The following is a 23,954-nucleotide window of genomic DNA, read 5'->3' as shown; positions in this document are numbered from 1 at the left end:
TAATTACGAGATGGTCGTGTCCGTGCCGATGCGCGCCCGACGACCCACTTGGCCGTCGTTCTCCCGGGACTGGAGCATCGAGTCCTTCCCGAGGCTGGACTCGTCGACGGTGAACTCGCGACCGGGGAGTCGGGTGTTGATACCCAGATAGGAGTTGCCTCCGAGCTGGATCCACGGCTGGAGCTGGACCGTCCGCCCGACGGCGTGGGCTGGCTGCTCCCGGTCCACGATCCGCGTCACCGTCCTGACGGCTTCCTCGTCGAACCACGACCGCACAAGCACGAGGACGCACTGCGGGCAGGGAATCAGCCGTTCGTACGCCTCCCTGACAGCCGGGTCATCGATGCAGTCCAGGTCAGGGTGTTCCCAGAGGTACACCTGCCGGTCGGTCGGCGGGCCACCCGAGTTCTCCGTCGCTGCAGTCGTGGTCGTCCCCTGGTCGGGTGTGTCGACGGACGGCTGAGTCGACCACTCTGGCAGGAATCCAGCGAGCGTCTCCATCGGGTCCTTCTCGAGGGGGGGTGGGTCACCCCTTCGCCTCCGCGCGGGGTCGGTGTGCCACAGGTACAGCCGCGCCATCGCAAGTATCCCGGCAGGCGTTCCTCGGTGCCTAAACAGCGCTGGACTGGCGGCGATGAGCTTTCGTCGGGCCGGGTCCGGCCAGGTTTCGCCCGCTTCGACCCCGAGCCACTCGCCCAGCCATGACAGCGCCGTCGGCGGCACACCCGCCGGGTCGAAGTAGCGGGTCATCGTCTCGAGTTCCTCGTCGACGTCGACGAACGCGCTCTCGAAGATCGACAGGAACCGTTCGAGGAACGTCGCACTTGCTGAATCCTCCTCGTAGATGGACGGCAGGTACCGGAGATACGACTGGCGGGGGAAGTACGCCCGGAAGGAGTCGACCCAGGGGGTCGCGAACCGGTCGCCGACCAGTTCCAGTTTCACCCACAGATATCGCCCCTCGGCATCCGACAGCAGCGCGTCCTGTGGATTCGGGTGCTCGATAGCCGACCAGTCGGCGCCGCGGACATCGTCTCGGTCCGCAAGCAGCTGTCTGGCTTGCTCGATCCACGACTCCGCGCGAGTCGGCGGGACGTCGTACACCCCCTGGCTCACGATCCGGGCTACGGCGGCTGCTGTCCGATCCACGAGCGTGGAGACGTCCTCGATCCCTGCGTCTTGGAGCCGCCCTGCGAACGTCGGCCCGATCCCGTCGATGGCCTCCGGGTCGTACGGTCCCCCGCCCTCGGCCAGCAGGGAGCGACCCTCAGCCATCCAGTCCGCGACCCGTGCGGCCGAGACCTCCAGCGTCTCGGTGCTGACGGCCCTGGCGACCGTCTCCGGGGACTGGGCAATCAGCTCCGAGAGGCCCCTGATACCGGCGGTCCGGAGGCGGTCGGCGTACGTCGACCCGATTCCATCGACCGTCTCGAGCGCCGTCGAGACGTCACTGTACTGGAGGTCCTCGTCGTCGGCCGCGAGGTACCGGAACTGTATCTGTGTCCCGGCTTCGGCCAGTTCGAACTCGGTGGTGATCCTGTGCCACTCCGTACCCCACTCGCCGCTGTCGAGCCGGGTGAGAAGCTGTGCGTCGTAGCGGCCCGTGGCCGGATTCACCCGCCGCTCGGTCACCTGTTCGAGGAACACCACACGGGCCGGGTCGTCTACGATGGCGTACAGCCCGTCCGAGCGGCCGCGAGCCCCGCCGACCGACAGCGTGATTCCCGAGGCGGTCTCGGAGAGCTCGCCGACGCGCTCGAACGCCTCCCCCCGGTGGCGATACAGAGTCGGGGCACCGTTCTCCGCGGATCCGGCGCCGACAATCGGCGAGCCCGTTGGCTCGGCTTCTAGACACCTGACGCCGAGTGTCTCCGGGATTGCGACCGTCGACTGCCGGGCGTACCCGGCGCTCGGATCGTACGTTCGAATCTCGCGGTCGTCGGGGGCACCGGTGAGGACGGACACCGTCTGGCCGTCAGTTGCGAGGTCGTCGGGCGACGGCAGGTCCTCGACGACCTGTTCGACGGCTGCCCTGTCCCCGATCCTCGCGAGGAACCCCCCGTCGGAGGCGCCCTCACCCGCGTCCAGGACGAGCACGCCGGTGTCGTCGTGGTCGAGAGCGACCGGTTCGTGAAACGGCGCTGTCAGGACCCAGCGGGTCTGGAACAGCTGTCTGGCATACGCCTGTACGTGGCCGGCGGACCCGGCGACGTATATCGACCGGCTGGTCACGGTGATCGCGGTCGCCTCGCCTGCGTCCGCGGGCCGCCAGCCACAGGCGAGCTCCTCCAGTGACTCCCTGAGAGGGTCGTATCTCCACACGTCGCCAGCGGCCGACAGGAGAAAGAGGTCCCCGCAGTCGTCGACGGCTAGGTCGACTGGCTCGAACGATTCGGGGAGAGGTTCGGGCGTCGCGTACGCGGCGTGCGTGTCGGGTGCAATCTCGACCCCGTCGTCGGTCACGGCGACGTTCGAAGTGTCCCACTCCCGCCACGCCTCCGGCGTCGTGGTGCTGTTGAAGTTAAACTCCATCAGAAGTCCCCCGTGCAGCCGTTGCGTTCCCCACGGACCGTGACATCGTGTGCGGTCGAGTACACCAGAGAGCTCTCCGCGATGTGGATGCTCCCGTCGGGGCCCACCTCGCCCTCGCCAGTGGGTGACAGGGAGACGTCGAAGACGCAGTCGACGCCCTCGACGGCGTCGATCGTCCGGTACACCTCTGAGGGATGGACTGGTCGCCCGAACGGCCAGCCATCGCCGTCGAACCCTCTGAGTGGGTGGAGGAAGTCCTCCAGTGCTGACTCGACCGCGTCTATGCGACCCACCTGTGAGTAGTCGGGGGCGACCCTGATCTCGGCGCGGACGCCCACGCCGACGTAGGTCGGTGCCACCACATTCACGCGGTCGGTCACCAGCCGGTGGCGTTCGACGTGGCACCTGACGGCGTCGAGGAACCCCGTCGTCGGTCGCGGGCGGTCGCGCGGGCTGTGGGGGACAACCACCACGCGCACCTGCTTGGGCTGTTCACAGCTGCCGGCGCCGCCGTAGGCGGGCTCGGCTTCCTCGACGACTGCGGCCGCGCGTCCGAACCGGAGCCCCGGCGTGTGGGTGGCGATATACCGGTAATCGTCGGTCGTGACAGTCCGGAACGGTCGCTCGCGCTCGTGCTGGAATCGCGCGAGTGCCTCGTCGATGGTCTCCCCGTCGGCCCCGCCGCCGGCGTCGCGGAACTCGATGGCGACCTCTTCGAACTCCCCGGCGGCAAACCGCCAGTCGGCGGTGGCCGTCACGTTCCCCTCTGTCCCGCCACCGTGCTCATACTCCTCGGCCACGACTTGCTGGTCGGGCGCCGGAATCCGGCCGCCGACCTCGTCGCCGAAGCTGATTGTTCCGGCTGTCTCGTCGAGGACGTAGTGCTCGTCGTCGGGGCCAGATCTGTCGAACGAGTCCACTCGCTCCCACGTCTCGCCCCCGACGGAAACCGTCGCGTCGAGCACCGGCGCGTGCTCGAACCCGAAGGTCTGGTCAGGCTCGGCCGTCGTCCGCTCGCTCCCGTCGGGCCGGGCCAGTGTCTCGCTGCGTCTCACCGTGGCATGCGTCGCCGTGAGGCCGTTCGTGTACACCCCCTCGAGCCGGGGTGGGACCTCGTGTGGGACGGTCTCTTCGGGATCCTGGACGATTCGACAGCGGAGCCACCGGAGCGGCCGCGGGTGATCGAGGAGTGTCACCGGCTCGCTATCCCAGTCGGCGGGGCGCTCGAGCCTGACGAGGCCTCCGGCGTAGAACTGCTTGGTCTCGTCGCGGAGCACCTGCAACTCCGCCCAGTTCCCGTCGATGTAATACTCCCAGACCACGCCGACAGACGGCTCGAACGTGACGGCCTCATCACCGTGGCTCGCGGGGGCCGGCAGGCCAGTCTCGTCCATGTCGATTCCTAGGTCCAAAAGCCCGCCGACGAAGGGGTCGCCCTCGAAGCCGATGTACATGGCGTTGCCCGCTCGTGCCCGTTCGCCGAACGCGTGAAACGACATCCCGACGCTCCCGTTGGCGGTCGTGTGGTCGGTCCGCCCGCGGCCGTGGTCCGAGATGACGGCGCCGACGGTCGCGTCCGTCAGTGTCACGGCAGTGTCGGTCTCGAACCATCTGACGACGCCGGTTGCGTCTTCGGCGACGAGTCTGCTCGATGTCGGCACCGTCCGACCGACCGCCGTCGGTGGTGGGTCCACCCGGAGGTGAGCGGTCGCCGGCCGGGGTGGCTTCGGGCTTGCGCCCAGCAGTGAGAGGTACTTCTGGACGTGGTCGTCGGTGACGCGGTCGAGCCGGTACAGCTCGGATTTGGCGACGAAGGCGAGCGTCTCCAGAATCGTGATGCCGGGGTCGGTGGCGTTGTGGTCGGTCCACGCATCCGAGTGGACCGGAATCCGCTTGCGTGCGTCCTCGAGCAACTGCTCGAAGCCGCGGTCGTCGAGGTCGGGGATATCGAGCCCCATCTACGCGCCCCCCGTTCGATCCACTCGCGTCGCCCGGAGCTCGTGAGCGCCGCCGTGGACGAGCACATCGGCCGCCATGCTAGGTATGCTATCCTCGTCACGGATCGTCACCGTCGCGTCTGACCCGTGGAACCTGAGAACCACCTCTCCGACGTGGTCGACGCCGTCGACGTTCTCTAGGAGGGTGTAGAAATCCGACAGACAGGGCGCCTCGCCGAACGGCCAGCCTGAACCCTCCGGCCCCCCGGTCAGGGGGTGGAGAAACGCCTCGAGTTCCGCTCTCGCGGTCTCCTCGAGGCGGGCGAGGCTCCCGACCCCTACCGCTGCGAGGGTCGCCTCGACCGACACGGCCACGTAGCTCGGCCCGCGAACGACCAGCTGATTCGGGTCACCGACGAGCGTGGCTGGCGCGCGCTCGCTGACGGCGGTTCTGACCTGCTCGCGAAGCGATACTGACGGCACGGGCTTGTCGTCTGCAGTCCCGGGCACCACTACCAGCGTCACCCAGCCCGGGGCACTGTCACCGGCCCGGTCCATCCCGCGCAGACAGTGCGCTTTCGCCAGTTTCCGGGAGGCATCGAGCGCGATCCGTTCGATATCCGCAGGTGTGACCGCCCGCCCGCGGTCTCTGAGTTCCTTCGGTGCACGGTCCAGCGCGCCGTCGACTGATTCCGCGTCCGCGCCGCCGTCTGCGGGCAGGGGATTGGTCACCGCGTCGACGAACGCAATGGAACTCTTCAGTTCGGAAATCGCTCCGGCAGGGACGTTCCCGTCCGAACCCCCACCCGTTCTGTAGTTCGCCCTGACGTTGTCACGCCCCTGGGGTGGAATCCGGCCACGGTGGCCGTCGCCGAAGGTGATCTCACCGCTCCTAGGGTCGAGCATGTAGTGACGGTCGTTGCCGTCAGACCGCCGCAACGAGTCCACGGCGGTCCAGCGAACCCAGAACTGGGTCACCGCGCCGTCGGAACCTGTTTCGGCCTCGGTTTCGACCGCCGGCGATTCGCTCAGTGCCTCGCGCTGACCCTCCGAGAGCGCGGTGTTTTCATCCACCCACAGGTCGAGGTCGGTCGCGGGCCGGTTCGCGACCGAAACCGTCTGGTCCTGCGTCCCGTCACTGGAACCCAGCAGTTCCCCCTCCACGGCGCGGACGTTGTGGGCCATCCCCGAGTTGGGGTACACACCCACCACCGTCGGCCGCTCCCGGCCCGGTTCACCCGCCGGGGGTTCGGTCGGCACCCGATTCCCGCATGGCTGTGGCCCCGGGCGCTCTGAGGTACCGTCTTCCCCGGTGTCCTCACTCGCCGGGCCTGTAAACGGCGTCCCGGTGACGCGTGCCCGGAGCCAGTGACGCTGCCGGCCGAAGCGACTGGTCTCGATCGTCGCCTGGCCGAAGGTCAGGCTCACCAGCCCGCGCTCCGTGAGCCCCTCTGTTCCGTCTCGGGCGTCCACGCTCGCCCAGTTGCTGTCTGACCTCTGTCGTTCCCAGCGAATCCGGGGGTGAATATCCGGGGTGTACTGGGCCTCATCGAAATCGAACAGGAGGGATACCGGGCCGTCCGTGAGGGGGCGGTCGAATCCGAGATACAGGGTCTGTTCTGCATCCGGGAGCCCGGCGAACGGCTGGAACCGCGACCGACCCTCCGTGAGGGACGCAGGACTGTACGCGAGGTTGTTCAGCGAAACGAGGTTCCTGGCTGGCTGGAGGGCACCCTCACCGGTGTAACGCACCTCTACCGAGTCGAGTTTCGGAGGAGCCACCTCGTGTTCCGTCACCCAGTACTCCTCGTCGGAATTGGTGGTGGACGACCCCGTCTCTTCGCTGGCCTCGTACCGGCCGTAGCTCCCCCCGTCGAGTCGCGCCCGGACCCAGTGGCCGTCGTGACCGAAGACTGACCGCTGGGCGAGATCTCCGGGGACCTGAAATTCGATGCTCCCGGACTCGCGGAACGTCCCTACCCGCTCCGAGGAGGGTCGCTGGAGTTCCAGTCGCGACCACGCGTCGCCGTCCCAGTACTCCCAGGCTACGTCCGGGTCGATGGGGAAACCGACGGTGGCATCGGTGACCTTTCCGAGGGTGATCTCGACGCTCGCTCCCGCTTTCGTGAATGCCTCACTCGCGGCGATGTAGAAGGCGTCCTGCTGACGAGGCTCTCGACCCAGCGGGTAACAGCCGCCGTCGTCCGTCGACAGTTCGGTCCCGTTCGAGAGGAGCGTGTCGGTCGGGACAGTGCCCTCCGGAACGGGGCCCAGTTCCACGGGCGGCGTGGGCTCACCGCTGGTGGGTGACCGTCCGATCCGCATATCGAACAGGTCCGACCCCCACTCCGGTTCGGGGACCACACACCTGAGCCATCGCGACTCGGTGCCGTCGACGGCCGTCTCCGTGGGCGTCCCGTCGATAGAGAGTTCGACCGTCCGCGTGGTGACCGGCCCGGTTCCCTCCTCCTCGCCCGTCTCGGCGTCGAGGTAGCCGGTGAACGACCGGTGCAGGGAATCGACGGCGTCCATCTGTGCTGATTGGGTGTCGGACAGAGCATCGGCGACCGCCGCCAGCGTCGCTTCCAGTGGCTCGAGGTTTCGGTCGATGTCGGTTTCCTCGACTGCGTCCGCGAGGTTGGCGATGGCACCGCCAAGTTTCTCCCGGACAGCAGCGCCCGCCCGGCCGGTGATGAGCGCCGTCGCGAGTTCCAGCAGTGCCGTTCCGGCCCCTCTAACAGCGGGGTCCTCCCCGAGCGCCCCTACGAGTTCGGCGAGCGCTGGCCAGGCCGTCTCCCGGATGACATCGCCGACCGGCCCCTCAAGCAGCGCCTTGACTTCGGTTTCGAGGGAATCCCGTCCTTCATCTACCGAGTCATCGAAGCCGGCCGCTTGCAGAGCGTCCTCGATGACCGCCAGTGCGGCATCGACGTCCGCGAGCGCCTCGTCGAGGGTTTCGTCGCGAATCGCCGCAGCAAGTCGGTCGATGACGGTGGCCAGCGCCCGCAGTACCGCCGGGAGCGCCGCACCGGACAGTTCTCTGCGGAGCCCATCGAGAGCGGTCGCAATAGCTTTGGATAGTGCCGGGACCGGCGCCTGCTCCCTGGCCTCGGGCCCACCCCCGGGCAGTTTGACGGGCTGGTCGAACTTCTCGCTCACCGAGGCGAACGCCGCTTCGAGCGCGGTCAGCAGTTCGTCGGTGGCGTCGCCCTCCCGGAGCGCCTCCTCCGTCTGTGAGAGTTCCTCCTCCAGAGATTCGGTGTCGACTTCCTCCTTTATCAGTCGTGACAGCTCCTCGAGGGCTGGGGTTGCGTCACGTGAAATTGCCCGGTTGGCGGGGCCGTCCGCGAACGCCTCGCCGACCCGGGCCATTGCCGGCCCGACCTCGGTCAGGAGCGCCTCCTCGAACGGCCCCGAGTCGAGAACCTCGGCCAACCGTTCCAGCGCCGCCTGGAACTCCCCGTCGACGGCATCGCCGACGGGGCCGTCCGCGAGAGACTGGACAAGTGTGCCGACAGCGTCGCGGAGTCGCTTGATAGCCTCCTGGACCCCCTGGCCGGTGAGCCCCTCGCGCAAAGCGACGACGGCGGTGGCGAGGTCATCGACGAGTGTCTCGAGCACCTCCGGTTCCAGTTCCTCCGCGGCCCGGCTGACCACGATGGCTAGGCCCGTGACCACCTTCCCCATTAGGAGTTCGTACGGTGGCCCCCGGTGGGAAAGCCCAGCGTCGTCGCCGTCCGGGGTCGACACCGTGTGTACCTCGTGCCACCCCTCCGCATTGCCGCGTTTGCCGTAGAAATCCCAGTCGAGCCGGTTGGCGAGGTCGGGCCCGGGGATCCCCGTCTCGACTGTGACCCTGATGGTCCGGGGGTCCTCTGTACTACCTTCCACGTCCAGTTGCCCCGCGTGACCGATGTGGAGCGCGTGTTTCTGGCGACCCTCTGTGCCTAGGAACAGCGTCTCCTGTTGGCCCGCGAGCAGCTGGTTGTGGTCGTATATCTGCCCCTCGTCGGGAGCGACACTGTACACCGACTGCAACCGTGCCGGGGTGGCCTCGAAGCCGTCGCCGGCCAGAACCGTAAACGTCTGTTCTGGGGACCCGCCGACAGCCTGTGTGCCCGCCGGAATCGCGACGTTCCGGTCGACACCGTCGGCGACGGTCACGGAAAGCGGTACGCCGGCGGCCTGCGGTGGCCGCTGGGTGAACTCAAGCGTGTCGTAGAATGCGATGCGATGTTTCGTCGGAACACGGTCCACTCGCTCGGTGACCTCTTCGGCGAGCTCGGCGAACAGTCGGACGAGCGCCCCACCGGCGTCGTCGGCCTCGGGGTCCCACTCGTCGGTGTAGTATGGGGCGATCTCCCTCGCGTGAGCGAGCAGGTCATCCCGGCGCCGTCCGTCCGGATCCGGGCTCCCCATCAGGACCCCCCACCGTCGAGGTAGAACGGATACACCAGATTCCGTTCGTCGTTGGTCGCTTTCACACGGTACTCGACGGTGATGTCGAGCTGCCCCGCGTCTAGGTTCGACGTGTCGGTCGCGACATCGAGCACCTCTATCCGGGGCTCCCACTCCCGCAGTGCCGACTCGACGGTGCTCTCGATACGCGATAACGTCGTCGTGTCGATCGCCGCAAACGTGAACTCGTGGATGCCACAGCCAAACTCCGGGCGCATCACCCGCTCGCCTTTCGCCGTCCCGAGCACGATTCGAATCGACTCCTCGATGTCCTGCACGCCTGCCGACAGTTCGACTGCTTCCGACGCGTCAGTTGTCACTGGGAAGCTCCAGCCACGGCCGAGAAATTCGTTGTCCATACACACTCACCTCAGCCGATGATCACCGTCGAGCAGCCGGCGGCGATGGTGTTTGGCGGGCCGTTCTCGACGATGCTGTCACCCTGTCTGGCGGCTGGCAGGCCATTGATCAGTACGCTCGTGCTACCGGCTGGGACGACCCCGCCCACGTGTGGGACCGGTCCAGTCGACAGTGGGCAGGCGTGGAAGTCGGAGCCGACTCGCCAGGCCGACATCCCACCGATGAGGACGTCCGGACTCCCGGCGCTCGAAAGTGGCGTGCCGTGGGCCGTCTGGTCAAATGCGCGTGCTGCTGGTGGCATTGTCAGTTAATCCTCACGAGTGTCCCATTCAGAGTCAAGATGCCACTGGCTTCGATCGAGATATTCCCGTCGGCGGTGAACTCCAAGTTTGGCGCATCCACGCTGAGTTTGGTCCCGCTCTCGATCGCTATCGACCCTTTGGTCGCATCGAACTCGATTGTATTCTGCCCGGAGGAGTCCTCGATGGTGATCGTCTCCGCGCCGGAACTGTCGTCGAGGGTGAGCGTGTGACCGCCGCTGGTCGTTATCTCGACTTTGCCTGCGCTGTCGTCGTCGTCGAGTGTGATCTTGTGATCGCTGTCTGATTTGATCGTCTTGACCGTGTTCTCCCCGTCCGCATTGTCCTCGGGAGGGGGCTGGTCGCCATTCCAGAGCGAGCCCAGAACGTACGGGTGGTTCAGATCCCCACTGTCGAACGCCACCAGGACCTCGTCGTCAACGTTCGGGAGGAAGTACGTCCCCACCTCATCGCCAGCCATCGGTGTCGCCACCCGGGCCCAGTGGCTCTCGTCGTCGGACTCCCGCCAAGGAAAGGTGAGTTTGACGCGACCGAGACCCTCGGGGTCCTCGTTGTCCGCAACGATACCGACCGCGACGCCATTTCGGATGTCAGTTCCTTGCATGCCGAATTCAGTGTCACTCATTGGTTCAGTTTTCTGAGGTCGAACGTGGTCGTGTAGCCGGAGTCGTCGATCCGGTGGTTCGCAGACTCGACGTGGTACTGGCCGGAGAACTCGTCCCCGAGGCCGGTAAGTTTGAGCACGCGACCGATCTGGATTTCCGGGAGCCCGAGTGTTTCTGCCCGGCTCCCGCCCCGCCCGCCGGCGTTCTGGCCAGCGACTGACCCTGATGTGGAGTTGCCCGTGCGAGCGATCTCACCAGCGATCGATTGCGCCCGTTGTTCGGCCTCGCTCTCCGACCGGACCGGAATCGTTTCGACCCGTGTCTCCGAACCGCCCCCAGTTACCTTGGCCGTCCCGACGATGGGCCCCTTGCCCACCTCGTCGTTGTGCCGGACTTTTACTGTCCCAACTCGGGGTCCGGACCCACGCACGTCTCCGGACTCCGAACGGGGGTTCGCCGACCCCGGGGTAAACGACCGGAGTGCCTTCCCGTATCGCAGCGTCGTCTCCGGGGACAGCTCGGAGACACGGGACTGTTTCCGGAAGTGGAAGGTGCCAGCACGGGAGAAAAACTCCGCGTCGTACTCCTTTGCGAGGGTGTTGAGGAACTCGCTGTTAGGAGCCTCCGGGTGGCGCCGATTCTCGATCGGGACGTTGCCGACGTCGACTTCCACCCCCTCGAACGGGATGTCGGCCACGAGGTCGTCGACAATGGTCTCAAGGTCCGAGTCCTCCCAGCCACCGTCGCCTGTCAGGTTGCGCAATCCGTAGCGGAGGTCGTACCCCTCGACCGACAGCCCGGGCGTGCCACTCGCAGGGAAGTCTGGCTTCACCGAATCGACCCGTCCCCAGAGTAACGACGTCGGCTCGGCTGTCCCGTATCCAAGACGAATTTCCAGTTCACTGCCCTCGGCGAACGTCGACCGCAACTTCGCGTCGAAGGCCCCGTTCTCGCCCTGCGTCCGATCGAACACGTCGTTGAGGGAGAAGGAGAACCGGTTCGCCCGGTCGATCGCCGTCTCGATCCGAAGCCCCGACACCCGACCCTTGTCACCGAAATCCTCCGTGCTGGTGAACCCGTTGTTCGCGTTGCCTACCCGGACCTCGAACGACGGCGCGTGGAAATCGTCGTATCGGTCGGCAAGCTCGGCGAAGCTCATATCACTCTGGTGGAATGGTCAGCGTGGTCCCGGGCTGGAGCGACCGGGGGTCTTCGATGTCGTTCGACTCTGCGATACGCGTCCACGCTGTGGGGTCCCCGTATTCCTCCTTGGCGATTCCCCAGAGTGTTTCTCCCTCTGTCACGGTCCGCTGGCTGGCAGTGTCCGAACTGCTCCCGTTGGCGGGGGTCTGGCCCGTACTCGGCGGTCGGTACTGCTTAAACGTCACGCTCACGCGAGCCCTGAGCGGCGTTCCATCAGCACGGAACATCGTGAACTGCTTGTCCGCGCTCTTGAGCACTGCCGTGAAGTCGATGCCACCCCAGACGAACGTGCAATAGGGCGGCGCCCCGATGGAGTCGTCTATCGTCAGCAACTGGTCGAGTTTGCCAGTTTCTTCCGTGACGTCTGTCCGTTCCTCCGACGTGTCGAAAAACAGTTCCATTGAGAGGGTCTCCGCCTCGCCGCTCACGAACTGCGTCACCGGGGTCCCCTGTCCGGCGATCGACTGCTCGCCGTACTGGACGCTCTTGTTGCGGCTGTACTCCGTGGGATTGAACATGACCTCGATCGGTTCCTCGTCCGCTGCCGCGCCGTTCTCGATGTCGATTTCGGCCCGCGACAGTCCGCCATCCCCACGCAGCTTCGGCATCTCAGAACCCCCTCCGGTCGCGTTCGATGCGCATCTTCTTCGTCAGTTCTCGGTGAATCTCCTCGAGGAACCTGGCGTCCGGGCCGCCGCCCTCTAACGACAGGTTCCGGGGGAACGGCCAGTCGGCCTCGCCCGGCCCGTCGCCGTGGGCCGTCTCCCGGGTCGTTCTGGCGAGCTCGTCACCGCGTGAGTCTCGGGACCGCCTGACTCCGTCTCCCAAGGCGTCGCTGCCCGGAGTCGTTTGCCGTCCTCTGCCAGACCGCTCGCCCGCTCTTGTTTCCGCTGTCGTGTCCGCCCCCGGACTCTCGTCCAGAACCGTCATAGGTGGTCCCGTTCCCGTCCCGAAACCGTCGCCAGTCTCGCCCACGGGCGTCGTGACCGGAGACGACAGGTCGGGCCCGGTCGGACGCTCCACCTGTGAGGATCGAGCCTCCTGATGGGCTCCTGTCGGAGACGAGTCCAGCGGGGAGAGGTCGGGTCCCGGGGCGTGCTCCCCGGACTCCGAGGGTGTGTCCGATTCTCGCCACTCCAGCGAGGGCCGTGCGAACGACCCACTCGAATCACCGACGTCCGTGCGTGAAGTGGCGGCCCCGTCTCCGCTTCGAGTCATGTCTGGACCGCTGGTCGGACTGTCCACCCCGGCACCTCGCCCCGGAAGCGAGCCGGTCGCGAGCACCGTCGACACAGGGCCGGTCAGTCGTGACTGGTCACCGCCACTACCGGGAGCGCCTTCGAGTACGCCCGGGCTGTCCTCGAGGCGTCGTAGTTCACGGACCGGTCCAGGTCCAGCGTCGGCACCCTCCGGTCGTTCTCTCAAGTCGGCTTCCGACCCGCTCGAACCACGCAGACCCGACTTGTCCGAGTCGTCGTCGGTGGTTGAGGCACGCGAATCCGGACCGTCGGCCCACTTCACTGTCCGGGAGACGTCGTCGAAGGATGCGCCCGACCCATCGTCCGATGTTTCACGAAGCACCTCCGACACTCTGGGGGGGCTGCTGTTACTGTCTGGTTGTGTGGACGCCCTCGACATCGAACCGCTCGCTCGGGCCGGCTCCGGTCCACCATGTCGATCCGTCGGTTGTTCGGTCGATCCCGAGCTACTTTGTCGAAGCATCATCTCGTCGGTGTGACTGGATTCTGCCCGTGAGTCGTCGGCCAACAACGAGGGGGCGAGCAGGTCAGGTAGTGTCAGGTACGTGAGCCCTGGCGGCAGTCCACCCGTGCGGCTCATTCCCAGTTCAAGGACGCCCCCGAAAGCGGGGAGTACCCCCATCGTCGGAGCCGAGTCGCGACCCCTCTCAGTAGTGTTGATAATCCCGATTCGGCGGACGAACCGGGGGAGATCGATGTCGTTGACTTCGTGTGTGTCTTCTTGCACGCGTTGCTCCGATTGTCTGTGTCAGTTAGCCGGTCTCGTGTGGGGCACTTGTTTTCAGTACGATGATTAGTACCTCTTATCGAACTTACTTATCATTTGGCATAAAAAATTTGTCATGACGTGGTGGTAGCAAATCGGTCGGTTGGGAGCGTGTCTCGTGAGGGAACTGTTCTGTCAGCATGCTTTCAGCGCATCGGAGTCGAGGATGGGGCGGATGCGATTCCGGCGCAGAAGCGCCCCGAGGTCGGTGGTGAGCGTGTCCGTAATTGAATTCCCAAGCAAAATACCGCGCCGGCGCTGGCTAGAAATAGTCCGTTATATCAATGAGATCCGCCGTCGAATCTGACGTTGTGGACGGAATGTCTTGTTTCGTGCGACTCTTTGGTGTGTGCATATTCGCAAATATTAGTTGCTTGGTTTCCGTCGACCCATCTATTGTCGTTTCTTCCCAGGTTACTTTTCTATAAAACGGACGACTCTCGCCTTTTCTAGTTACATCAGTCACTTTTGCGCGAATTTGCATCCCGTTTTTAAGTTTCCGCCCCCATCGTTTCTCCAAATCGCGGAACGTCCCATAACGATTCGCTATCCAGTTTTGTTGAGCCAGATTTGACTCGTTACCAGGAGCACCGAATTTGTTAGCAATCCGGTGACCGGCATCATCTCCCGTCCCTTTAGAGACGCGTTTCTGTGCTGGGTTATTTCGATGTGTCATCACTTCACCGGGGATACCCAGCACCCCTTCCGTGGTCTCGTGGATGGTATCTCCCTTTTGCTCCGTATATGAATTGAATCGATGACTGACATCCTTTTTAGTCCCGCCAGTCTTTTTGCTGACCCGTTGATCCGGAAGCAGACGGTCGGGTTTCTTCTTCCAACGGCTCGCCGTCTCGTCAAAGTAGTACGCTGGATCACATTGCCTGCATGGCGCCCCGGTGTCAGCGTAAACCACCGCGCCGTCTGGCTCAATCTTGAGTGGACGATCGCCACTAATCGGATTATGCAGTCCCTTTTCTTTGGAAAACGCAACGGCAGGAATATTCTCGTCTGAGATCAGATCATTTTGATAGCGCTCTGGTCCAATCGCTTCGATATCGGGTGCTTCCGTCCCTTGGCGGCTGACACGGCCGGTATCAGCTCCCGACGACCCACGGCCCCCCTCCGTCTCTCCCTTGGAGGCAGTGGATTTCCCCTCTCCGAGGGGTCGTCCACCTGGCAGGCCATCTTGTTTCTTGGCCAGATCGGACAGTTCCTGTTCGAGTCGCCGTGCTTGGTCCAGAATCTCGTCAGTTGCGGCCCCGGCCTCCCCGAGGGACCGAGCGCCTAACTCGGACGCCTGTTCCTGCAGTTCCTGTGCCCTGGCGTACGCCGGGCTGTCCGGTGAAACCTGTTTTTGGATCTCCTTGGTTCGCTCTACCACGTGCGTGGTCAGTTCCGTGCAGGCCTCACTACACCGAATCAGTCGCCCGTCCGGGAGTCGCTTGAACTCGTGGACCTCGTCCATGGCGTTCCGGACGGTCGTCTCGGCGACGTCGGTGGCCTCGTCGTCGACCGCCTCCACGGACTCCCTCCCCGGCCGGCCGGCGGCTGTCGAGCCGGACTGCGGACCGGTGTCGACGTCCCGTACCGACCAAGTCTCTGCCCGTGTTTCGGCCGAGTACGAGGGCTGTCGAGTACCCCCGGTCCCGCCGGACTCCGCTAGCTCGCCGGTACCGCGGGCACCACCACTTTCCGCCGCCTCCGCTCCCGAACCAGCCCCGCGACCTGCTGGCGCCGCCTCGTCGGACACTCTGAACAGTGAGCGGAGCGCATCCGCGGCACTGTCCCAGGCCCGACCGAGTCCGGGCACGAGACGGACGATGTTCCCGATCTGACCGAGCGCGCTCGAAACGGGGCCTTTGAGCTTCGCGAGTCCCTTCACGACGGCGCCGACGAGTTCACCCCCGAGGTCGATAAACCGGAGTATCCCCTTTAGGATGGGGCGTGAGGCCGTCACCGCGGCATAGGAACCCGCCGTGAGGACATACAGAACGGCCTCGAACAACACGGTCCCGCTGACCCACCCAAGCTTGTCCCCGAGTTCGAAGTCCGGCAGTTGGATGAAATCGAGCAGCGCCGAGGCGATCTGTCCCCCGATCTCGTTGGATTTCGACAGGACGCTGTTCCACATCGACCGGAGCATCTCGAACACGCCGCCGGGAGTCGCGTTCGACTGACTGCTGGCGCTGTCGGTGGTTGACTGGATCTGTTCGTCCACGCCCTCGGTCTTGGTGTCTGCCTGTTCGAGTTGTTTCCGGGCCTGCTCTCGACGTTGCTCGTCGGTGTCGTCCGGGAAGAGCCGCTCAATCTGCGAGGCGAGCAAGCGCGTCGCACCGACGGCCACCTGTCCGAGCATGTAGATGATGCGGAATGGGTCTGTGAGCCCCTCCCAGATACCGCGCAGCATCCCCCAGAGATAGCCCTTCGCGAACTCCACGCTGCCTTGGAGCAACTCCGCGATACGGTTCGAGACGGTGATCTTGCGTTGTGGGCCAGTGTCACGCAGTTGCTCCAGGAACCCGAGGACGGCCTCTTTCAGGAGCACTGCAATCGGGCCGAGCCCGGAGACGAACGCCGGGAACTGTTTCACGAACCGCACCAGTACGTCGAACAGGAACGTGATCAACGGCGGCTTGAACTGGTCCGGGAGCCGCTTCCAGAGCGCTCCCGTCAGGAGGGCTGGCAGTCTGAGTGGGACGGTTAGAACTTGGCGGAGCTGGAGCAGGAAATCGAGGATGGGTTCGAGCGTGGACCACAGCGACCCAAGCGTCGACGACATCCACTGCATGAGGCTGTCGAAGGACGAACTCGCCCATGTGGCGAGTCGAGTCACTTGCCGGTAGACGTACTGCGTTGTCCCAGCGGCCATTTCGAGAATTGGAACCCCTCTGATGGCGCCGACAGCGCTCTCGAAGGCACTGGCGACGGTTTCCACGGCCCCGACGGTCCACTCCCGAACCGAGCCGATAAGCCCCGTCACATTCGAGATGCCCTCGAGGACGGCTGGGAGGACGCGCTCGCGGAGCGCGGTTCGGGCCCGAACCAGGACGTCGCTACTGTTCCAGTTGTCCCGTATCCATCCGAGCGAGTCCCACAGCGACCCGACTGCATCCGTCAGTTTCACGACTGGCTTGAACGCCGCAAGCGAGGACAGTTCCTCCTTCGCCGTGTCGAACTGTGCCAGCACTGGCTGGATCGTCGACAGAATCGAGTCCCAGACCGATCCCGCAGCGTCGAGTAACCAAGTGCGAACGCCATCGGAACTCTCCCAAGCGACGCCGAACTGCTCCATCACCCAGTCCCAAGCCAACTGGGCGTAGTTCCTGAGCGGCTCGGAGAGCTCCCAGGCCCAGGCGGCGGCCTTGGCGATGCCTTGGGCAACCTCGCCGCCGATCCCCTCCACGAATGACTGGACAGAGCCATGGAGCGTCTCTCCGACACTCTCGATACCACCCAAGATAGTCGCTACCATCTTCTGGACGTCCTCGAGCATGGGGACTGCCTGGCTCTCTACTGCCGATAGAAACGGGCTGAGGGTTCCGCCCAGGGCCCCGCCGATCCCGTTTGCCAGTTCCGAGACGACAGTCGTCGTGGTCTCTATCGCGCTGTTGAAAGTTGCCTCTAGCCGGCCGAACAGTCCACTGACGTCCTCGACACCGAGGACGTCGAGGGCCCCTGATACGAAGCGTCCCAGTCCGGACCCGAGGGTGTCGCGGATTCGCTCGCCCGGATTGCGGAGAAATTCTATGAGTCCGGGAGCCACGCGCTCGACCACTGCACGGCCGGTCTCACCGACCTTCTCGATGGTCTCCTCGACGAACGCCCTGCCTCGGTCGACCACCGTCCCCCCAGTCTCGGCGACGGCGGTGGCTGCCTCGCCACCCGCTCGAACGGCGGTTTCACCGGCTGCGTAGGCCGAACTCGCTGCACTGCTGACGAGCCCGCCGACGTCGCTCCTCAGGTCACCGAAGCCGTACCGCTGGATAGCCCCGTCCTGGACCGACCGATCGACGGCCACGTCAACGCCGGCGTCGACTGCCGACGCGGCCACACGAGCCTCGCCCTCCGGACTCCCCCTGTGGGCTACCGCAGGGTCAGCGTCTCGTCCCGTACGTTCCGGACCCGTGCCGGCGAGAGCAGGCGAAGAGCCGACGCCGTCGCCGCGGTGCCCCGCTGACCGGCTGTGTCGGTCCGTGGTCGCCTTCGGTGGCCGGGTCTGCTGGACGACGTGGGTCAGCTCGTGTGCCAGCAACCGCTGGCCGGCCGCCGTTCGGGGTCGGTACTCGCCGCCGGCGAAGAAGACGTCGCTCCCGGTAGTGAATGCTTTCGCGTTCAGCGACTGGGCCAGCCTGTCGGCGTCGGAACCAGTGTGGACGCGAACGTCGCCGAAATCCCGGTCGAACCGCGACTCAAAGAACGACCGTACGCCACCCGGCAGCGGCTGGCCCCGACCGCGGGCGGCGGCGAGTTCGTCTGCCACCGCAGGTTCGGCACCGGCCCCAGTCGATCCGTCGGCCTTGCGCTGGAGGGCCTTGGCACACTCCGGACAACTCAGCGACGTCCCTGCGACCGGCCGAGTAAAGCAGCGGGCACACATTCGCTGGACACCACTCGCATCGCTGGTGGTCGAGCCAGTCACGGGGGTAACGGGTGCCGATGCCGACCCATCCGAGGTGTGGCCGCTGGGACCGACACCATCCCGTCGCGTGTCCGGAGCCGACATCCCCAGCACCGTGTCTGCCACGACGTCCGCCTCGCGCTCGTACCGGTCCCCGGGATCGGTCACCGTGAGTCCCGAATTGCCCTCGCTGGGAGACCCACGGTCGAGTGGGCCGCCATCACCGCCGCGGTCAGTCCGTGTCTCGCTGCCTTGGAGTCTTGCCTCACACGCCGGGCAATCCAGCGGCTTGCCAGCGCTAGCCCGCGCTCGGCAGCGCGGACACATACCGTCCGGGCTCCTCGCCGACCGGTTCGCGGCGCTGCTTGTCTCCGTTGCTTGCGATCCCCGTCGCAAGGCTCGGCCGTTAGGCCCAGCGACAGCTGTCCGTGCCGATTCCGCCGGGCCGACCGAACCGGCCGTACTGCCGGCACTGTCGCGGGTGCCCTCGCGTGGGCCACCGACCCTGTTCGCCTCGGCTTCGTCGGCCAGACGTGCCACGCCAGCGTTACCCAGTTCCTGCTGAACGTGCGACGGTGAGCTCTCTGCGCGCCGACTGTCGGCGCTCTTGGCTCGCTGGCGCTCGCTGTTCGTGTCGTTGGCCCGGTCGGAGCGTGTCTGCCCGGAGTCGGCGACTCGTCTCATTGGGCGTCACCACAGTCGGGAGAGACAGTTCCGTGTTGGAAGCCCGTGGGCCTCGCCGATCCTCCTGCCGGCAAGCCCCTTGGCCTACCTCTCGCCGGGAGCACCCGCTGCGGTATCACGAGTTGCCCTCCGGGTCACTGTCGCTGTCTTCGAGCTCGCTCGAGCCGTCGCCGCCCGACCCACTCCCTTGGTGGCCGCTACTGCCACTGAGCAGTGACGGCTTCTGTGGTACCGCCGGCGGGTTTCCACAGTCGACGGTGATCGTTCCCGCATTCACGCCCGGCAGGCTGTCGATCCGTTTGGCGAGGGCAGCGTAATCCTCCCGCTCCCACTCGCAGGTGGCTTCCCAGGCGGCCCGGTCGAGCTTGCCGCGGTAGTGTTCGACGAGTTCCCGGACGTACTCCCGCAAGACGCCCCTAGAGACACCAACCGGATCGACTCGGCTGGGTAAGTCGGCGAGTTCCTCGCGCAGGTTGTTCCCAATCCGTGTCAGCACCGCGTCGAACCGGACAAAGTGCTCGGTTGCGTGCCTGTCGATGAGCCGTCGAATGTCCCTGAATGTCCCTGCAGTTCCCGAGGTGCCCCGGTGTTGGCTTGGGTCGAATCGCTTCGCGATGTGGTACTCGTAGCGGGCCCTGAAATCCACCTCGACCCGCTCGACGTAGCTCTTGGTGGTCCCTTGGTCGTCCGTTGTCTCGCGGATGGCCGAGTCGATCTCTGGTCTCGTTTTGAGGGTGGCCTGTTCGAGCGCCCCCAGATCCGTGAGCGTCTGGTCGTAGTTGGGCGAGGGGACGCTGTCGGCGGGGTCGGTGTCGACAACGACCTCCGGGCGGATGGCGCGCATGACTGCCCTGAGCGGCTCGACGAGGTCGCCGTCGGGATACCGCTGGATCGTCTCCGCTGCCCCCACAGACTGGCCACGCGTCCCGGCCGCCGTCTGCTGGGCGACGTGGGTCAGTTCGTGTGCTAGGAGGCGTTGGCCTCGCCTGCCCGTTGGCTCGTACTCGCCGGCGGCGAAGGCCACATCGGAACCGACGGTGAACGCCCGTGCCCCCAGCTCATCCGCAAGCGATATGGCGCGCGAACCAGTGTGTACGCGCACATGGTCCAGATTCGCTCCCAGCCGTGACTCGAACACCGAGCGTGTGTCCTCGGGGAGTCGCTGGCCGGTCCCCAATTCCCCGCGGACCCTATTGGCAGCCTCCTTCTCACGTGGAGTGCCCTCCACAGTTCGGGCACCGGTCTCAGGAGCCGATGTCGCCTCCGGCCCGGTCTCGCGACTCCCGACGACGGCGTCAGCGACACATTCGGCTTCCTGCTCGCCGGTATCGTCGAAACTGCTGTCCCGCCCACTGGCCCGCCGGCGGGACGGTTTGGACCCCTCGGAGAGCTGGCGCTGAACCGCCTGGTTCCCAAAGTTGGATAGCTCACGGGCGGTCTTTGCCATCCGCTCCTCCATCGAGGCGAGGTCGGCGCTCGCTGCCCCGGACCCTGTAGTCCGCCTGTTTCCGGAGCGGGCTACCAGTTTCGGGAGGCGGCTGCGTCTCACCGTTTTAGCACCTCCCCGTACTCGCCGAAATCCTCGGCGTCTATCAGTCGGCCTGTCTTCTCCAGTTCCCGGCGGAGTGCTTGGGCTAGGTGTGTCATTCCCACGGGCTCGTCGTCCTCGGCGGCGAGAAAGGCCGCGGTCAGGGCGGCGTTTTTGATACTCCCCCCCGAGAGGTCGAATTCGGCGAGAAAGTCGATGTCGAGCTCCCCCGTGGGAGTCGCTGCCGGGAACACGGACCGCCAGATTTGCTCGCGCGCGTCCCGGTCCGGCATCGGGAACTCGACGCTGAGGTTTATTCGCCGGAGAAAGGCGTCGTCGATATTCTCCTTGAGATTGCTGGCGAGGATGACGGTCCCATCGTGGTTTTCCATCCGCTGGAGCAGGTAGCTCACTTCCACGTTCGCGTAGCGGTCCTGAGAGTCGCTGACATCCGATCGCTCGCCGAACAGTGCGTCAGCTTCGTCGAAAAACAGCACTGCGTTGCTTCCCTCCGCCTCGTCGAACACCGCCTTGAGGTTCTCCTCGGTCTCGCCGATGTACTTGCTGACGACGCTCGCGAGATCCAGTCGGTAGAGGTCGAGGCCGGCCTGGCCGGCGACTATCTCCGCGGCCATCGTCTTCCCGGTTCCGGATGGGCCGGTGAACAGTACGTTCAGTCCGTTGCCGGTGGAGTACTTGCTCGAGAACCCCCACTCCGAATAGATCTTCCCCTGGTGTTTGACGTGAGCGGCGACCTCCCGAAGGTGCGTCATCGTTTCCTCCGGGAGCACGATATCCGACCACGTGTAGCCGGTTTCTACTGCCTTGGCCAGTGCTCCGAGACGTTCCCGCGACTGGCTCCGACAGGCGGCGTACACCGCTTGGGCGGAAAGCCCCTCGCCGCCGGTTATCGTCCGGGCAGTCACCACCGCGTCCTCGACCTGCCCTGCTGTGAGGGCGAACTTCGATGCGAGCCCCGCCGGTTCGACACCCTCGGGAAGGTCTTCGACGGCCTCCCACAATTCCACGCGCCTGTCGTAGCCCGGGGTGTCGAACGCGACCATCCGTACCGACCACCCGTCCAGGCGGGCGCCCACTCGCGGAGACAGTGCCCGGTCGCCCGAGAGGAACACCGGGCCGTCATACGGTTCCAGGCGCTCGACTATCCGCGTGACAACGTCCTCGAGCTCAGGGGGCGACCCGTCGCCCCCTTCGCCAGCCCGTGGCGCCGCGAGGTTTCGCAGATGAATCGCCCCGTCCTGCAGTCGGGCTTCTCTGACGAGGGCCTTGAGTGGCGAACCGCCGGCGGTCGAACCGCGCCGCTTTGAGTGACCGCCGGTCAGATCCAGCGCGTCGGCGTCGGCCCAGACGACAGCGAGGCCTCGCTCGGCGCAGATTGCCTCGACGGCATCGTTCTCCCCCGAACCGGGCGGCCCGTGAGTGTACACGAGTCGCGACTGGTCTTCCGACGATACGGCTTGGGCGGCCAGTCGGTCGCGAACGGTCTCCCCGAGTGCAAGCGTCTCTAGCCCCTGCTCGGGATGGACGACGGAGACGGCCCCCTCCAGTGGGGCTGGGACGTCGTCCATCCCGAGCAGGTACTCCACGACGCGGTCGTCGACCGCGACAGTGTGGGAGGGGAGTGGGGCAGTGTCCTCACCCAACAACCTGACGAGTCCACCGCGAACAAGCGGCGACCGGCGTGTGAACGCCTCACGCGCGTCCATCCGTTCGACCGCCGTACTGCAGAGCATCCGGAGGAGTAACTCCACTGTCGGACGGGTCCGCGTGACGTCGTCCTGGAGATAGGCGTACACTTTCTCGTACTTCCGTTCGAGTTCCGGGGCGAGCGCGAGCAGCAGTGGGTCCCGATGGCTGGCCGCGAGGTGGAAGCGACTGGCGAGTTCGAGAAGGCGGAGGTCGGTGTCAGTGCCAGCCGTCGCTCGTTCCCGCTGTCGAATCTCCTCTGTGATAGCCTCGAGATGCGCACGGAGTGTCTCGGTGCGGTCGGTGCACGGTGGTCCCGTCTCCCGCAGGGCCGTCCCGTCGTCACCGATGCGACCGGAGAGGTCGAGCAAGCGGTCGACTTCCTCGTCGGCGATGTACAGTCCGTTGAACTCCCCGCCACCGTCCGCCCACCACTCCTCCAGGTGGAGTCGGAGCATCACGTCGAGTCGTCGCAGTTCGTCGCGCAAGTGGGCGGTGCTGTCCGGGTAGGGAGTCGGGGTCATCCACCGACGACCTCCATTCTGGAGAGCCCCCGATGGGCGAGCTCCAGCGTCTCGACCGCGACCGCTCCTTGGTCAGCTTGGAGGTCGGGGGCCGAATACCGCACCGGGTAGGCAGCCTCACACTGCCAGCCCCATTTCGGGAGTCCCCGGGCGTCCAGCAAAAACACGAACACCGTCTTTCGATCGATGCGCCCGGCCGCGACGCTCTCCATCCAGTCGATCAACTCACGGGAGTCAGTCAGCCCCTTCTCCAGTTCGAGGTGCGAGTACGACGTCCGATTCGGTTTTTCATGGGTGAAGCCGTTGCGACCGCCCTCTTCGTACTCAACAGTGCCGACCTCGATTTCCAGGCCACTGACGTCTGAGAAGCCGGCCACGACGATGCCCTCAATCTCGACGTAGAACCTGAAATCGAGGTACGGGTCGACTCGGACACCGGGGGGCATCAGCGCTGTCCCTCGTTGATTCGCTCGTTGATATTGCTGATCTCCTCACACCACCGTCGGCGCTCCCAGTGAGGCATCGCCAGAATCTCGTCGTGGTCCCAGTTGAAGTGGTAGGCGATGAAGGCCATCTCTTCGTAAAGCTGGTCGGGTGGATAGCCCGTCATCAGACCCCCTGATTTCCCGCCTCCACCTGCACCGGCGACTCGCGCTCGACGTCAACCTCGAACGCTTCGCTACACTCCGGACAGACGGCGTCGACGGTGTTGGCGCTACGTTCGTTGATCCGCTCATAGAGGTCCTGCAAGTATGCCATGTCGTTCACGTAGAGGTTCTCGATCACCTGCGTCGTGACGTCGTCGAGCGTCCCGAGTTCCGTCACGACACGCGAGAGGAGGATTACCGTCAGATACGACGGATTGGACTTGACACGGGGGTCGTTCTGGGGTTTGATCTCGTCAGCGGCCGTGGCCAGCCGCATCGCGCCCTCTGTATGAACCTCCCCGTTCTCGTCAGTGTACCCCTGCGGGAGCGTGAACTCGTACTCGGTCTGCAGAACTGAGTCCGTCATGCCACGCGTTCCATCTCCTCGTGGGCGATTTCGAGCGATTCAATCGCGACTTCGTTCCCGGTCGAGTCGAGGTCCGGGCCGTCATAATTGATGATCCAGGCATTCTTGAACTCCCATCGTGGGCCGGTTCCGCCCTCTTCGTCCAAGAGGATGACGGCGATATTCCGTCGCGCCGAGTCGACCTGTCCCTGCTCGACAGACTTTCTCCACTCGAACAGCGCGAGCGAGTCCTGAGTCGTTCCCTTCTCGAGGGTCAGGTTGCCGTAGGAGTTGAGACTCCAAAGCTTCCTGACCGTCGGCGGGTCGGTACCCTCCCGGTACTCGATCGGCTCCGTCGAGTTTTCCGGTATCGAACAGCTGCTGAACCCGGCAATCGCGATACCATCGATTTCGAGAATGTACCTGACGTTCCTGTATGGCCCGTATCTATCTGGCATCG

At 65.4% G+C, this 23,954-nt stretch carries 15 protein-coding genes and 1 pseudogene; all 16 read right to left on the bottom strand.

Annotated elements, in window-relative coordinates:
• Positions 1 to 3 precede the first annotated feature (3 nt).
• Positions 4 to 2,532: a phage tail protein gene (locus Har1129_RS05055; RefSeq protein ID WP_151099690.1), complete on the bottom strand. Its 2,529-nt coding sequence runs from the start codon at positions 2,530 to 2,532 to the stop codon at positions 4 to 6.
• Positions 2,532 to 4,490, bottom strand: coding sequence for a putative baseplate assembly protein (locus Har1129_RS05050; protein WP_151099689.1), 1,959 nt, complete (start codon positions 4,488 to 4,490; stop codon positions 2,532 to 2,534). The genes Har1129_RS05055 and Har1129_RS05050 overlap by 1 nt, the downstream gene beginning before the upstream one ends.
• A complete protein-coding gene (locus Har1129_RS05045) occupies positions 4,491 to 8,888 on the bottom strand; it encodes a putative baseplate assembly protein (protein WP_151099688.1) in 4,398 nt (1,465 codons plus the stop codon).
• The gene (locus Har1129_RS05040) at positions 8,888 to 9,286 is read right to left on the bottom strand and encodes a GPW/gp25 family protein (protein WP_151099687.1); all 399 of its coding nucleotides are present in this window, start codon (positions 9,284 to 9,286) and stop codon (positions 8,888 to 8,890) included. The genes Har1129_RS05045 and Har1129_RS05040 overlap by 1 nt, the downstream gene beginning before the upstream one ends.
• Positions 9,287 to 9,297: 11 nt before the next feature.
• A complete protein-coding gene (locus Har1129_RS05035) occupies positions 9,298 to 9,588 on the bottom strand; it encodes a PAAR domain-containing protein (protein WP_151099686.1) in 291 nt (96 codons plus the stop codon).
• Between the two features lie 2 nt (positions 9,589 to 9,590).
• Entirely contained in the window at positions 9,591 to 10,232 is a 642-nt protein-coding gene (locus Har1129_RS05030) for a phage baseplate assembly protein V (RefSeq protein WP_151099685.1), read from the bottom strand.
• Positions 10,229 to 11,371, bottom strand: coding sequence for a phage late control D family protein (locus Har1129_RS05025; protein ID WP_151099684.1), 1,143 nt, complete (start codon positions 11,369 to 11,371; stop codon positions 10,229 to 10,231). The genes Har1129_RS05030 and Har1129_RS05025 overlap by 4 nt, the downstream gene beginning before the upstream one ends.
• A 1-nt stretch (position 11,372) precedes the next feature.
• Positions 11,373 to 12,023: a LysM peptidoglycan-binding domain-containing protein gene (locus Har1129_RS05020; RefSeq protein WP_151099683.1), complete on the bottom strand. Its 651-nt coding sequence runs from the start codon at positions 12,021 to 12,023 to the stop codon at positions 11,373 to 11,375.
• 1 nt (position 12,024) lies between these two features.
• Complete coding sequence (locus tag Har1129_RS05015; RefSeq protein WP_151099682.1) at positions 12,025 to 13,401, bottom strand: hypothetical protein; 1,377 nt, start codon at positions 13,399 to 13,401, stop codon at positions 12,025 to 12,027.
• Positions 13,402 to 13,702: 301 nt separating this feature from the next.
• Positions 13,703 to 18,742 (bottom strand): DUF4157 domain-containing protein, encoded by a 5,040-nt coding sequence (locus Har1129_RS05010; protein WP_151099681.1) that lies wholly within the window; start codon positions 18,740 to 18,742, stop codon positions 13,703 to 13,705.
• A 115-nt stretch (positions 18,743 to 18,857) separates the two neighbouring features.
• Entirely contained in the window at positions 18,858 to 20,291 is a 1,434-nt protein-coding gene (locus Har1129_RS05005) for a DUF4157 domain-containing protein (RefSeq protein ID WP_225307746.1), read from the bottom strand.
• Entirely contained in the window at positions 20,288 to 22,501 is a 2,214-nt protein-coding gene (locus tag Har1129_RS05000; RefSeq protein ID WP_151099680.1) for an ATP-binding protein, read from the bottom strand. The genes Har1129_RS05005 and Har1129_RS05000 overlap by 4 nt, the downstream gene beginning before the upstream one ends.
• The gene (locus Har1129_RS04995; RefSeq protein ID WP_151099679.1) at positions 22,498 to 22,947 is read right to left on the bottom strand and encodes a phage tail protein; all 450 of its coding nucleotides are present in this window, start codon (positions 22,945 to 22,947) and stop codon (positions 22,498 to 22,500) included. Before Har1129_RS04995 ends, Har1129_RS05000 begins: the two co-directional genes overlap by 4 nt.
• A gap of 11 nt (positions 22,948 to 22,958) precedes the next feature.
• A pseudogene (locus Har1129_RS20455) lies at positions 22,959 to 23,111 on the bottom strand (DUF6760 family protein); the annotation flags it as partial.
• Complete coding sequence (locus Har1129_RS04990; RefSeq protein ID WP_151099678.1) at positions 23,111 to 23,515, bottom strand: hypothetical protein; 405 nt, start codon at positions 23,513 to 23,515, stop codon at positions 23,111 to 23,113. The gene Har1129_RS04990 and the pseudogene Har1129_RS20455, both read right to left, overlap by 1 nt.
• Entirely contained in the window at positions 23,512 to 23,952 is a 441-nt protein-coding gene (locus tag Har1129_RS04985; RefSeq protein WP_151099677.1) for a phage tail protein, read from the bottom strand. Before Har1129_RS04985 ends, Har1129_RS04990 begins: the two co-directional genes overlap by 4 nt.
• Positions 23,953 to 23,954: the final 2 nt, after the last annotated feature.

The organism is Haloarcula sp. CBA1129 (assembly GCF_008729015.1).
Taxonomy (GTDB): Archaea; Halobacteriota; Halobacteria; order Halobacteriales; family Haloarculaceae; genus Haloarcula.
This window is presented reverse-complemented; position numbering and strand designations above follow the sequence as displayed.

Excerpts from the sequence above, each read along its gene's own strand:
- Har1129_RS05055 (WP_151099690.1), bottom strand. The coding sequence starts at position 2,532 with ATGGAGTTTAACTTCAACAGCACCACGACGCCGGAGGCGTGGCGGGAG.
- Har1129_RS05050 (WP_151099689.1), bottom strand. The coding sequence starts at position 4,490 with ATGGGGCTCGATATCCCCGACCTCGACGACCGCGGCTTCGAGCAGTTG.
- Har1129_RS05045 (WP_151099688.1), bottom strand. The coding sequence starts at position 8,888 with ATGGGGAGCCCGGATCCGGACGGACGGCGCCGGGATGACCTGCTCGCT.
- Har1129_RS05040 (WP_151099687.1), bottom strand. The coding sequence starts at position 9,286 with ATGGACAACGAATTTCTCGGCCGTGGCTGGAGCTTCCCAGTGACAACT.
- Har1129_RS05035 (WP_151099686.1), bottom strand. The coding sequence starts at position 9,588 with ATGCCACCAGCAGCACGCGCATTTGACCAGACGGCCCACGGCACGCCA.
- Har1129_RS05030 (WP_151099685.1), bottom strand. The coding sequence starts at position 10,232 with ATGAGTGACACTGAATTCGGCATGCAAGGAACTGACATCCGAAATGGC.
- Har1129_RS05025 (WP_151099684.1), bottom strand. The coding sequence starts at position 11,371 with ATGAGCTTCGCCGAGCTTGCCGACCGATACGACGATTTCCACGCGCCG.
- Har1129_RS05020 (WP_151099683.1), bottom strand. The coding sequence starts at position 12,023 with ATGCCGAAGCTGCGTGGGGATGGCGGACTGTCGCGGGCCGAAATCGAC.
- Har1129_RS05010 (WP_151099681.1), bottom strand. The coding sequence starts at position 18,742 with ATGAGACGAGTCGCCGACTCCGGGCAGACACGCTCCGACCGGGCCAAC.
- Har1129_RS05000 (WP_151099680.1), bottom strand. The coding sequence starts at position 22,501 with ATGACCCCGACTCCCTACCCGGACAGCACCGCCCACTTGCGCGACGAA.
- Har1129_RS04995 (WP_151099679.1), bottom strand. The coding sequence starts at position 22,947 with ATGCCCCCCGGTGTCCGAGTCGACCCGTACCTCGATTTCAGGTTCTAC.
- Har1129_RS04990 (WP_151099678.1), bottom strand. The coding sequence starts at position 23,515 with ATGACGGACTCAGTTCTGCAGACCGAGTACGAGTTCACGCTCCCGCAG.
- Har1129_RS04985 (WP_151099677.1), bottom strand. The coding sequence starts at position 23,952 with ATGCCAGATAGATACGGGCCATACAGGAACGTCAGGTACATTCTCGAA.